This window comes from uncultured Mycobacterium sp., from assembly GCF_964249325.1.
GTDB lineage: Bacteria > Actinomycetota > Actinomycetes > Mycobacteriales > Mycobacteriaceae > Mycobacterium.
The window spans coordinates 1-11250 of record NZ_CAXUCH010000140.1 but is presented as its reverse complement, the minus strand read 5'-3'; the positions used below and the strand labels follow the sequence as shown (position 1 = coordinate 11250).

The following is an 11250-nucleotide window of genomic DNA, read 5'->3' as shown; positions in this document are numbered from 1 at the left end:
CGCTTCATCAGATCGATCGCGTCGCGCGCGCCCGCGATCGATCTGATGAAGCGCCACCACCCCGAGGAACCGCACTGGTATCTCGCCGTGATCGGCAGCGATACCGCCGTCCGCGGCCGCGGATTCGGCCAGGCCCTGATGCGTTCACGGCTAGACCGCTGCGACGCCGAGCACTGTCCGGCGTATCTGGAGTCAAGCAAACCCGACAACGTGCCGTATTACGAACGTTTCGGCTTCACGGTCACCGGGGAGATCGTGCGACCCGATGGCGGGCCGACCCTGTGGCCGATGTGGCGGGCGCCCCGGTAGCTGACGCAATAGTGCCTGGATACAGGTCGTAACCGCGCTACCGTTGCCCCGTGCGATTCCAGCGGAAGACCGCATTCATCACCGGTGGTGCGACAGGATTGGGGCGAGCCTTCGCCCGTGCGCTAGCCGGTGAGGGCGCCCGCGTGGCAATCGCCGATATCGACCGCTCGGCCGCAGATCGCACCGTCGCCGAGTTGACCTCCGAAGGGGCCCAGGCGATCGCCGTAACATGCGACGTCGCCGACGAACACCAGGTGAACACCGCCGTCGGTACAGCGCTCGAACAGCTGGGCGGCATCGACGTCTTGATCAACAACGCCGGCCGTCATCTGACGAAGTACAACCAACCGTTTCACGTGCTTTCCCGCGACGACCTGCGCGGTCTGTTCGAGGTGAATGTGATCGGCGTCGTCAATTGCACTCTGGCATGCCGTGATTCGATGCGTGAGCGCGGCGGCGGTGTGGTGCTGAACATCTCGTCGATGGCCGGTTTCATGAACATCAGCCCGTACGGTGTTTCCAAGCTCGCGGTGCGCGGCTTGACCGTCGCGTTTGCATACGAACTGTCCCCGGACCGAATCCGGGTCAACGCGATCGCTCCAGGTCTGATGAACACCGAGAATGCGCTCGCCGATCTGCCGCATGCGCTGGTCGAAGACATCGTTCGGGAGCGCCAGCTGGTGCACCGGCTCGGCACCATGGACGACGTCGTGTCGGCCATGTTGTATCTCTGCTCCGACGAATCATCCTTCATCACCGGCGAAACGCTGAAGGTCAGCGGCGGCTACCCGCTCAACTTCTGAGCGGCCCGCGGAGGAACGCGACCGCGGTTTAGTCGCCCGGCACCAGGGGCAACCGTGGCCTATGGCTACAGACAATGCCGAAGAACTTGTCGACCCATCGGACTTCCCCGAGGAGGGCGGTCCAGGCGACACCCTAAATCAAAGCGAGTCAACCGACTCCGACGAGATCCGCAACGACGACGGCGACATTGTGGTGGACCCGCCCGAGCACTGGAGCGAGGCTGACCGCTTTGGCATGACCCAACGCGAAGAGCGCGAGGGCCCGTCCCTCGACGACAAACTCGCCGCCGAGCAACCCGACGTGCTGGACACCGCTTCCGACGAGCAACTTCCGACCGAGGAACCTCCCGGCCGCGCGCATCGTGGCCAGGTCAGTGGGACGCCCGAAGACGGCGATTCGCTGTTCGAGGTCGTCGACGAGTGATCGCATTCAGAGCCTGATCTGATCCGCAGCGCTGCTCCCCGAAACGGTCGTGTCCCGCAGCGTCGCCCGAAACTGCATCACCCGGTAGGGCCAACCGTGCGCGGTGTTCCACTGTGAGACCGCCAGCCCGACGCCACCGGCGACATCGACTCGTGAGCCTGGAAGAACGTATCCGCCGTACAGCTGCGCGACCCGGTTGTCCGCGTGGTCTTCTGCGTCCCATCCCGTCCCGACGATCGGCAGTTGTACCGGTGCGTCGGACACCGCGGTAGGGGAGTCGATGACCCGGTATCCCAGCGCATAGTGAGACGACAGAAATCCGCCGAGGATCCACTTTCCCTGGGCCAGTCGGCGCAACGACAGCTCACCCCAGGTTTCGCCGTGGGGAGTGATTGGGGTCGGGGTATGGCCCCACGACCAGCGACCGTTCCCCACTCCCCAACCCGAGTACTGGCGAAGGTCTCCGATACCGCGGGGACGAACACGCCTTACGATGATGCCTTTGTCACGCTGAAAGCCGGTGGATGCCACGTAAACCCAGCCGTCGTCGGGGTCGTAGTCCCAGGACCAGCACTGCGCGTGGCCGCGGTACAGCCGTGCGCTGAACTTCGCTCGATCACCCAAGTGTCGCCACGAGATCCCGCTGTCGTCAGATTTCCAGATCTCGGTCCAGACGACGTTGCCGAAACCGCGGTTGACGATCGCGTGCAGATAAAGGGCGTCGTCCAACCGCAACAGATCGGACGGAATCACCGTGCTGATGCCGCGGCGGGTCGCACCGCTGTCGCGGTGCTCGTAGTGCCACAACTGCCGTGCATAAGCGGGATCCTCGCCGCCGGCGCGCTGATAGCTGATCTCATGGGTGGCGTCGCCGCTGCCGATCAGGATCACCGGCGAACGCCAATCGCCGCTACCAACCTCCGGGCCGGAGAAGGTGTCGCCGAACACCGACACCAGCGTGTCGTTGGGTGCCCGCACCGATGCGCCCAGATCGGCGCACGTGACGCCCCACCGGTCGGTGATCCCCGGACCGGTGAGGTCCGTCAACTTGCCGGTTTTGGGCGACGTAACCGTCACCGTGACCACTGGGTGGCCGGGCGTTCCCGGCGCTCGCCGTCGACGACGACGTCCACCCGCTCGTCGAAAAAGGCGATCCGGTCGCGCACCGGCTCGGCGTCGTGCAGCGGCTGGTGGTAGGTCCACGCCACATCGGCAGGACCATCGGGCACCGAATAGTACGAGGCTCGACCCTTGTACGCGCAGTAGGTGACGGTATCGCTCGGCTGAAGGTCGACCACCACGTCGGCGGGCGGTAGGTAGAACCGCACCGGCAGCAGCGTCTCGAACAGCAACATCGGTCGCGAGGATTCGGCAAGCAGCCGCCCGTCCAATTCCAGCCGGACGTGCCGGGTGCTGCTCAGGACGTCGATCCGTTTGAACGGGTCGTGTGGGTGGGCCACGACCGGCTCGTCCTCTTCCAGCCACTCGAACGCGCCGAAGTCTAGCGCGACGTAATCCGCAAGGTCGGGATCGTCGGGCCGGAACGCGGCCGCTGCACGCCGTGCCCCATCGACCGCGACGTCGAACACCACACCTGGACACGTGTGCGCCGCGAACGGGATGCTCGGGTCGAGCACCGGACGGTCGCTGCCATCTGGCGGGGTTTCGACGGGCTCAAGTCGCGCCAACAGATCCGAGACCGGCACCGCATACGTCGGCACCACCCGCCGCGGCTCCCAAACCAGACGGCCATGACGGGTGTCGGCGACCAACTCGCGGTCGAGGTAAGCGCGCAACCTCTTCTCGGTGGGTTCGTAACGCAGGGACTCCAGCGCACTGCCGAGCAGGTCCCGCATCCTGATGCCCATCGGTTCATCATCGCCGCGGCGATGATTCGCCGCTATACCTCCGCGGTATGCACCGACTCGACGGTGTAGAGGTGCGGGTCGTAGGCAGTCGCCAGCCGCGCGCCCTCTGCCATGTGCTTCTGCGCCGCGGGGTTCTGCAACATTGCCTGGAATGCCTCGGCATCGCGCCATTGCGCGTAGTTGACGACCCGAGTGCCATCCGTGCTGACGTGGATGTTCGCCGAGATAAAGCCATCGAGGTGCTTTATCACCTCGTCGGTGGCCGTGGACAACAGCTCGGCAAGTTGGCGCGCTCGTTCCGGTTCCACCGTGAACACATTGATCAGGGTCGGGTGCTCGGCGTGCTCGCGAATGACGGTCATCGCTGCCTCCTCATCCAGTATGTAAGGTTCCTGACAAAAAGGTACTGCAATGTAAGGTACCTGTCTATGGAGCAATCCCAGACGGAACGTGCCGTTGGCTACCTCGTCAAGCGGGTACAGCAAGCGCTGCGGCGCCGATGCGACGCTGCGCTGAAACCGACCGGACTGTCGATGGCGCAGTATGCGGTGCTACGTGCGCTCGCCGATCACCCCGACGCCTCAGCCGCCGAGCTGGCGCGGCGCTGCTTTGTCACGCGGCAGTCTCTGCAGGATGTATTGGCGGGGCTTCGAGCGACCCGGCTAATCGAAACTGTCGATGCGCCGCCGCGCGGCCGGGCCCGCGCGCTGTGTCTGACCCGGCGCGGATCACGGCTGCTGGCGACCGGTGACGACGCCGTGTTTGGTGTGGAAGCCGCCATGCTTGAAGGCATTTCACGGGCCGCGCGGCGCAGCATGGCGTCGGTGTTGCAACGCTGCGCGGAGAACCTGGAGAGCTTCTGATCAGGGGCTGCTGCGCCAGTCGGCCACGCCGATTGCGATCATCCGCAACTGCTTAACCGCGATCCGCTTGATCTCCGCGAGCGCCTCGGCGCTCTGGGCGTCTTCGATGGCCTCGGCGATCACGATCATCGAGTTGACGAAGAGCGTGGCCAGCACGTTGAGATCCTCGGTGCTCCACCCGTTTAAGCCGGGAAAGCGGGCGAGGTCGGTCGCCAGCTCAGACGTAATGAGCCGGATCTCGGTACGGATGGCATAGCGCAGCACCGTTACCCCGCTGGAGCGCTCGCGCCCGATGAAACGCCAGTGCTCGCGTCGTTCGGTGACGCTGGCGACGAGGATTTCCACCGACGACTCGATGACCCGATTCGGGTCCAGCTTGCCGGCCCGAGCGCCACGGAGCATGTCGCGCAAGGTCCGAAACGACTCGTCGATCAAGACCAGCCCGAGCGCCTCCATCGACTCGAAGTGACGATAAAACGCCGCGGGCACAATCCCGGCCTCCCGGGTGACCTCGCGCAAGCTCAGGCTGCCGAAGCTGCGGTCGTCGAGCAGCTTCAGCGCGGCCGCGACGATGGCCCGCCGGGTGGCCTCCTTGCGTTCTTCCCGGGAGGGGCGTTCCCGGCTGCGGGAATGACCCGACCGCCGTGGTCGTGAGTCAGGCGTACGACCGTTCACCGTGTGAAAACTACCACATAGTGCCATATGACCTTGACGTGCCGGCTGACGACGGCGCACGGTGTACATATGTTCACTGAAGCGATCACGCGGACACTGCAGCAGCGGTTGGCCGGATCCGGCTTGGTCGATTTGCTGACCGGTCCGCACGGCGTCGACCGCTACACCGAGCTGGTGGCGCCGACATGGACCCTGGGCGAGGCGCGGGCCAAGGGCGGCGATGTGCGGCGAGCCACCCCGCGCAGCGTCACCCTGACGCTGGCGCCCAACGCCGCCTTCACCGCTGACCTGAAGGCCGGCCAGTACGTCAACCTCGCAGTCGAGATCAACGGCCGTCGCCACACGCGCTGCTATTCGCCGGCCAACGCCGAGGGCGCTCGCCACCTCGAGCTGACCATCGGTCGCCACGACGGCGGACTGGTCTCGAATTACCTGTATGAGCGCGCCCGGACCGGCATGGTGCTGGGCCTGGACGGCGTCGGGGGCGACTTCGTGCTGCCGGCCACGCGGCCACGGCGGATTCTGTTCGTCTGCGGGGGAAGCGGCATCACCCCGGTGATGGCGATGCTGCGCACGTTGGTCGCCGAGGGCCACGACGGTGAGATCGCGTTCGTCCACTACGCGCGTAACCCGGCCGAGGCGTGCTACCGCGACGAGCTCGCCGGGATGCCCGGGGTGCGGGTGTTGCACGGTTACACCCGGTCGGGCACCGGCGACCTGGACGGTCGCTTCGGTGCGGAGCACCTGGATGCCGCCATGCGGGCACCGGATGCGGTGTACGTCTGTGGGCCCCCGGCCTTGATTCAGGCGGTCCGCGAGCAGTGCCCGAACGCCCATGCGGAAAGCTTCGTGGCGCCGACGTTCCAGTCGCCCGCGAAGGCGTCAGGTGGGCGAATCACCTTCGCCGACAGCGGTATCGAGACCGTCGACGACGGACGGCCGATACTCGAGCAGGCCGAAGCCGCCGGGCTGTCACCGCAAAGCGGCTGCCGGATGGGCATCTGCCACACGTGCACCCGTCGCAAAACCGCCGGAGCGGTGCGCAGCCTGACAACCGGCGCAGTATCGACAGCACCTGACGACGACGTGCAGATCTGCGTGTCGGTGCCGGTCGGCGATGTCGAACTGGTCCTCTAAGCCCCAAGGAGAAGTCATGTCACAGCCCACCATCACCCTCACCCCCGGACAAGCCGAGGCTTTCGGTCGCGAACTCGACGCCATCAAGGAACGCGTCATGGCCGATCTCGGCGAACGCGACGCCGACTACATCCGCACCGTCATCAAGACACAGCGCGCCCTCGAAATAGGCGGACGCGCAATGCTCTTCGGTGGGATCATTCCACCGTTCTGGCTGGCCGGCACCGCGATGCTCGCGCTGTCGAAGATCCTCGACAACATGGAGATCGGGCACAACGTCATGCACGGCCAATACGACTGGATGCGCGACCCGTCCATCTCTGGCCGCAGCTTCGAATGGGACACCGCGTGCCCGGCCGATCAATGGCGGCACTCACACAACTACATGCACCACACGCACACCAACATCGTCGGGATGGACCGCGACATCGGCTACGGAATCCTGCGAATGAGCGAAGACCAGCGCTGGCATCCGTACTACCTCGGCAACCCTGTCTACGCGTTCCTGCTGATGGCGTTGTTCCAGTACGGCGTCGCGCTGCACGAACTGGAAACCGAACGCATGCGCGCCGGTGAAATCTCGCTGGCCGACAAGCGCGAGACCTTGAAAGGGATCTGGCGCAAGACCCGCCGGCAACTGCTGAAGGACTACGTCGCCTTCCCGCTGTTGGCCGGACCATTTGCGCCGTTCGTGCTCACCGGAAACCTGTCGGCCAATCTGATCCGCAATGTCTGGTCTTACATGATCATCTTCTGCGGTCACTTCCCGGACGGAACGCAGGAATTCTCGATCGAAGAAACGCAAAACGAGTCCCGCGGCATGTGGTACTTCCGCCAGATCCTCGGGTCGGCAAACCTGACCGGAGGCAAGCTCTTTCATCTGCTGTCCGGCAATCTGTCGCACCAGATCGAGCACCACCTCTTCCCGGACATGCCGGCGCTGCGCTACGCAGAGATTGCGCCGGAGGTCCTGGTGATCTGCGAACGCTACGGCATCCGGTACAACAGCGGGCCGCTGCTGCGCCAGTTCGGCACCGTGGTGCGCAAGATCGTCAAGCTGACTCTCCCGCCCAAGAACTCACCGCGGCGTGCAGTGCAGGAGGCCGAGTCGGCCGCCGCAGAGGGCGGGAGTTGGCCGCGTCTTCGGGGATGGCCGTTGTGCCCGGCTATCAGCGATTCCTGTTTGCGCCGAATCGCTGTCAGGCGGGCAAACCATATGGTGCTGGACGCCCTAAGCGCCCGAGTGCCACAGCGAATATGCCGGCGCGGTAAGGGCTTCCGCGGTTCGGTCGCAGAATTTCTGCGCATCACGCAGCCCGACGGTCAGCGCCCGCAGCGCGGTGGAGGCGACCAGGAAATCGAACACCGCGTCGGCGCGGCCCTGAAGGCCGTCGGCGGCCAGCAGTTGGAGGACCACGCGCCGGCGCCCGGCACGCCGAGCCGCGAAGAAACCATCGACCGCTACCAGCGGCTGACCGGACATCGACTGACCAATTTGCGGTTCAGCGACGTGACATCTGCGCTGCTGCTCGCGGTTGCGCTGGTCCGGTTGAACACCAAGCTTGCGATGGACAGTGTTGATCTCGCCGAGATCTGCGCGCAGCGTGTCGAGTTCGTGCTCGGCGGTGATTGAATTCGGCTACGTTGTCACCTCATGGTCAGCTTGCCGGTTCTCGACGGTGTCGAGCACAGATTTATCGACCTATCCGGTGATGTGACGATCCACGTCGCCGATGCCGGTCCTGCCGACGGCGCAGCGGTGATGCTGGTGCACGGCTTTCCGCAGAAATGGTGGCAGTGGCATGGATTGATCGGTCCGCTGGCCGCGGACGGCTATCGGGTGTTGTGTCCGGACCTGCGTGGCGCGGGTTGGAGCTCGGCGCCACGTTCGCGTTATCTCAAGAACGACATGGCCGACGACTTAGCACAGGTCGTCGAGCGGCTCGGCGTTGGGCCGCTGAAGCTGGTCGCCCACGACTGGGGCGGGCCCGTCGCCTTCATCATGATGCTGCGTCATCCAGCGAAGGTGAGCGGGTTTTTCGGGCTGAATACGGTGGGCCCGTGGGCTTCTCGCGACCTGACGATGATCCGGCATTTGTGGCGGTTCTGGTACCAGATCCCGATCTGTTTGCCCGTCATCGGTCCTCGCCTGATCGCCCATTCCAACTCTCGCTATTCCCGCATGCTGGTGTCATGGGTAGGCGCCGGGTTCACGCTGCCCGACGATGACCTCCAGATCTACGCGGACTGCATGCGCGAGCCTGGGCATGCGGTGGCCGGGTCACGCTGGTATCGCAGCTTTCAAACCACAGAGGCAATGCGCTGGTTGCGCGGCGAATACGACCATGCGCGAGTCGATGTGCCGGTTCGCTGGCTGCATGGTATGGGTGACCCGGTGATCACGCCTGATCTACTGCGCGGATACGCCGAGCGCATAAGCGACTTCGAGCTGGAGTTGGTCGATGGCGTCGGCCACTGGATCGTCGAACAACGGCCCGAATTGGTGCTCGACCGACTCCGCACGTTCCTCGAGGCGTGATTGCCGCTTTAATGCCGCGGGCCCAGCAGTGCTACCGACGCATCCACGGCGGGCTCGATGATCCGGCGAATGTCGTGACCGTCTTCGACGGCGAGCGCAGTGAGCTCTCGCAGACCGCCCAACAAGATCACCGCCAACGGCGGGGTCAGCGCCGGCAGGCCGGCCCGGCGAAAGCCGGGACTGCCGCTGAGATCGACGAGCAGGTTGGTCAACAGCTCTAACCCCCGACGCTGCACGGGACGCGCGGCGGCGCCAAGCGAAGGAAGCTCGCGGATCCAACTCAACGTGATGGCCGGCCGGGACTCGATGCTGCCGACGTAGGCCTCGACCGCCTGACGGATCTGGTGCTGCCAATCCGCCTCGGGATCGACCGCAGTCCGGATCTCATCGCTGAGCCGCTCGGTATCGGCGCGCAGCAATTCCAGAAAGCACTGTTCCTTGCTGGGGAACTGATCGTAGAAGGTGCGCTTGGAGGTACGAGCGTGCCGAACGATGTCGGCGACCGTGGTGGCCCGGTATCCCCGCTCGCCGATCGAGGCGGCAAGGCCGTCGAGCAACCGACGCCGAAACGGGTCGACGTCGACCGGAGCCGCGTCGTCGGCCAGAGCTGTCACGTCCGCGCCCCTTGCTCTGATAACCCTTGCAACGACCTGGTACCACACGGTACCGTACCCGAAGGCTGTGGTACACCGCGGTACCACACAAGCGTTGGGAGCGGACCGCCATGAGCGAAGCAGTGAGCGTCGACGCCAATTCCGCCGCAGCGCCGCCTGCAGTCAGGTTGCCACCGGCGGTCCGGATCCCAAAACCCGCTCTGGGGGTTGCGTTCTCGCTGTCGCGGCGATGGACCATGCGTCAATTGGTGCCCCGCTACGGCAATGTGTTCACCTTCACCCTCCCCGTTTGGGGGAGCACCGTGGCGGTCGCCGACCCGCAGTTGGCCAAGCAGGTGTTCACCACCAGTCCCGAGGAACTCGGCAACATCCAACCCAACCTGAGCCGGCTGCTGGGATCAGGATCGGTGTTCGCGCTCGACGGTGACGACCACCGACGGCGGCGGCGACTGCTCGCCCCGCCCTTCCACGGAAAGAGCATCAAGAACTACGAGAGCATCTTCGAAGAAGAGACACTGCGTGATATTGCCCGCTGGCCTGAAGGTGAAGCGTTTCCGACGCTCCCCTCGACGATGCGGATCACCCTCAACGTGATCCTGCGAGCAGTGTTCGGCGCATGCGGTGCGGAACTCGATGAGCTTCGGCGCATCATCCCGCCATGGGTCACGCTGGGATCCCGACTGGCAGCATTCCCCAAGCCCTCACGGACGTACGGCCGGTACAGTCCATGGGGCCGGCTCGCCCAGTGGCGGCGGCGGTACGACGCCGTCGTCGACAAGCTGATCGACGACGAGCGGGCAGACCCCAACTTCGAGGACCGCACCGACATCCTCGCGCTGATGCTGCGCAGCACGTACGAGGACGGTTCCCCCATGTCCCGCAAGGACATTGGAGATGAGTTATTGACTCTGTTGGCGGCCGGTCACGAAACCACCGCAGCCACGCTGGCATGGGCATTCGAACGGCTGAGCCGACATCCCGATGTGCTCGCGCAACTGGCCGAAGAAGCCCAGACCGAGCACAACGAACTGCGCCAGGCGGCGATCCTGGAGGTGCAGCGCAACAGGACCGTCATCGATTTCGCTGGTCGTCGCGTCTACGCGCCGGCGTACCAGCTAGGTGAATGGGTTATTCCCCGCGGCTACTCGATCGTCATCGGCATCTCCCAGATACACGACGACTCCGATGTGTTCCCCGATCCGGAGCGTTTCGACCCGGAGCGTTACATCGGCACCAAGCCACCCACCTTCGCCTGGATCCCGTTCGGCGGCGGCACCCGACGTTGCGTCGGCGCGGCGTTCGCCAACATGGAGATGGACGTTGTGCTTCGAACAGTCTTGCGCCGCTTCATCATTGAAACCACTACGGCTCCGGGTGAGAAATGGCATGCGCGCGGCGTCGCGTTCACTCCCAAGCGAGGGGGCCGTATCGTGGTGCGTCGGCGTGAAAGCGGTAGCACCTGACTAGGATGTCCGGGTATGACAGCCGGACGGGACGCCGCGCAGCTCGCCGACATGATGAACGGTGCAATGCAATCCACCATCCCGACTGCCCACCAAATGGGGGTGCGGGTCGTCGAGGCGCGCCGCGGATACGCCGCCGCAACCGTGCCTGCCGAGGGCAACGGCAACCACTTCGGCGTGGTTTACGCCGGCGTTCAGTTCACGGTGGCCGAAATCCTGGGCGGCGTTATCGCGCTGAGCACCTTTGACAGCGCCAAGTACTTCCCGTTGGTCAAAAGTCTCGACATCCAGTTCGTCGGTATGGCGAAATCCGAGTTGCGCGCTGAAGCCAGCCTCGATGACGAAACCATCGCACGTATCGAGGCAGAAGCCGCCGAACGCGGGAAGGCGGACTTTACCCTGGAGGCGGTGGTGAGCGACGCCGACGGCAAAACCGTTGCAACCACGCGAGGTCTGTACCAGCTACGCGCGCACGGCCGGTGAGTCGTCACCGTTCGGCCGGTCGAGTACTGGGTAGGGATCTGCATGTCATTCATGCCTTCCTCTGTCGGGGTG

General features: G+C 64.9%; 13 protein-coding genes and 1 pseudogene. 9 read left to right on the top strand and 5 right to left on the bottom strand.

Annotation, left to right across the window (positions count from 1 at the left end; all coding sequences use genetic code 11):
• The 3 genes from ACFE99_RS16670 to ACFE99_RS16660 form a co-directional block, all read left to right on the top strand.
• The coding region (locus ACFE99_RS16670) for a GNAT family N-acetyltransferase (protein ID WP_375487191.1) at positions 1-309 on the top strand (309 nt) is incomplete at its 5' end.
• Positions 310-359: 50 nt separating this feature from the next.
• The gene (locus ACFE99_RS16665; protein ID WP_375487189.1) at positions 360-1112 is read left to right on the top strand and encodes an SDR family NAD(P)-dependent oxidoreductase; all 753 of its coding nucleotides are present in this window, start codon (positions 360-362) and stop codon (positions 1110-1112) included.
• A gap of 61 nt (positions 1113-1173) precedes the next feature.
• Entirely contained in the window at positions 1174-1536 is a 363-nt protein-coding gene (locus ACFE99_RS16660) for a hypothetical protein (RefSeq protein ID WP_375487187.1), read from the top strand.
• Between the two features lie 6 nt (positions 1537-1542).
• Here the strand turns inward: ACFE99_RS16660 and ACFE99_RS16655 are convergent, their stop codons facing one another.
• From ACFE99_RS16655 to ACFE99_RS16645, 3 genes are read right to left on the bottom strand one after another with little or no spacing between them, the layout of a single operon-like run.
• Positions 1543-2613 (bottom strand): DUF4185 domain-containing protein, encoded by a 1071-nt coding sequence (locus ACFE99_RS16655; protein WP_375487185.1) that lies wholly within the window; start codon positions 2611-2613, stop codon positions 1543-1545.
• Complete coding sequence (locus tag ACFE99_RS16650; RefSeq protein WP_375487183.1) at positions 2610-3404, bottom strand: DUF427 domain-containing protein; 795 nt, start codon at positions 3402-3404, stop codon at positions 2610-2612. The genes ACFE99_RS16655 and ACFE99_RS16650 overlap by 4 nt, the downstream gene beginning before the upstream one ends.
• 32 nt (positions 3405-3436) lie before the next feature.
• Positions 3437-3766: an antibiotic biosynthesis monooxygenase family protein gene (locus ACFE99_RS16645; protein ID WP_375487181.1), complete on the bottom strand. Its 330-nt coding sequence runs from the start codon at positions 3764-3766 to the stop codon at positions 3437-3439.
• Between the two features lie 66 nt (positions 3767-3832).
• Here ACFE99_RS16645 and ACFE99_RS16640 point away from each other — a divergent pair, with 66 nt between their 5' ends.
• A complete protein-coding gene (locus ACFE99_RS16640; RefSeq protein WP_375487179.1) occupies positions 3833-4267 on the top strand; it encodes a MarR family winged helix-turn-helix transcriptional regulator in 435 nt (144 codons plus the stop codon).
• On the opposite strand, the gene ACFE99_RS16635 is transcribed toward ACFE99_RS16640, so the two are convergent.
• Entirely contained in the window at positions 4268-4942 is a 675-nt protein-coding gene (locus ACFE99_RS16635; RefSeq protein ID WP_375487177.1) for a TetR family transcriptional regulator, read from the bottom strand.
• 69 nt (positions 4943-5011) lie between these two features.
• Between ACFE99_RS16635 and ACFE99_RS16630 the strand changes: the two genes are divergently transcribed.
• The 3 genes and pseudogenes from ACFE99_RS16630 to ACFE99_RS16620 all read left to right on the top strand — a co-directional run bounded on the left by ACFE99_RS16630 (position 5012) and on the right by ACFE99_RS16620 (position 8618).
• Positions 5012-6079: a ferredoxin reductase gene (locus ACFE99_RS16630; RefSeq protein ID WP_375487175.1), complete on the top strand. Its 1068-nt coding sequence runs from the start codon at positions 5012-5014 to the stop codon at positions 6077-6079.
• A gap of 16 nt (positions 6080-6095) precedes the next feature.
• A pseudogene (locus ACFE99_RS16625) lies at positions 6096-7148 on the top strand (fatty acid desaturase family protein); the annotation flags it as partial.
• A gap of 585 nt (positions 7149-7733) precedes the next feature.
• A complete protein-coding gene (locus tag ACFE99_RS16620; RefSeq protein ID WP_375487173.1) occupies positions 7734-8618 on the top strand; it encodes an alpha/beta fold hydrolase in 885 nt (294 codons plus the stop codon).
• An 8-nt stretch (positions 8619-8626) separates the two neighbouring features.
• On the opposite strand, the gene ACFE99_RS16615 is transcribed toward ACFE99_RS16620, so the two are convergent.
• Positions 8627-9232: a TetR/AcrR family transcriptional regulator gene (locus ACFE99_RS16615; protein ID WP_375487171.1), complete on the bottom strand. Its 606-nt coding sequence runs from the start codon at positions 9230-9232 to the stop codon at positions 8627-8629.
• A 110-nt stretch (positions 9233-9342) separates the two neighbouring features.
• Here ACFE99_RS16615 and ACFE99_RS16610 point away from each other — a divergent pair, with 110 nt between their 5' ends.
• The gene (locus ACFE99_RS16610; RefSeq protein WP_375487169.1) at positions 9343-10695 is read left to right on the top strand and encodes a cytochrome P450; all 1353 of its coding nucleotides are present in this window, start codon (positions 9343-9345) and stop codon (positions 10693-10695) included.
• A 15-nt stretch (positions 10696-10710) separates the two neighbouring features.
• Positions 10711-11178 carry a PaaI family thioesterase gene (locus ACFE99_RS16605; protein WP_375487167.1) on the top strand — a complete coding sequence of 156 codons (468 nt, stop codon included), beginning with the start codon at positions 10711-10713 and terminating at the stop codon, positions 11176-11178.
• Positions 11179-11250: the final 72 nt, after the last annotated feature.

Coding starts and splice junctions, on each gene's coding strand:
- ACFE99_RS16640 (WP_375487179.1), top strand. CDS start 3,833: ATGGAGCAATCCCAGACGGAACGTGCCGTTGGCTACCTCGTCAAGCGG.
- ACFE99_RS16610 (WP_375487169.1), top strand. CDS start 9,343: ATGAGCGAAGCAGTGAGCGTCGACGCCAATTCCGCCGCAGCGCCGCCT.
- ACFE99_RS16630 (WP_375487175.1), top strand. CDS start 5,012: ATGTTCACTGAAGCGATCACGCGGACACTGCAGCAGCGGTTGGCCGGA.
- ACFE99_RS16645 (WP_375487181.1), bottom strand. CDS start 3,766: ATGACCGTCATTCGCGAGCACGCCGAGCACCCGACCCTGATCAATGTG.
- ACFE99_RS16620 (WP_375487173.1), top strand. CDS start 7,734: ATGGTCAGCTTGCCGGTTCTCGACGGTGTCGAGCACAGATTTATCGAC.
- ACFE99_RS16660 (WP_375487187.1), top strand. CDS start 1,174: ATGGCTACAGACAATGCCGAAGAACTTGTCGACCCATCGGACTTCCCC.
- ACFE99_RS16650 (WP_375487183.1), bottom strand. CDS start 3,404: ATGGGCATCAGGATGCGGGACCTGCTCGGCAGTGCGCTGGAGTCCCTG.
- ACFE99_RS16605 (WP_375487167.1), top strand. CDS start 10,711: ATGACAGCCGGACGGGACGCCGCGCAGCTCGCCGACATGATGAACGGT.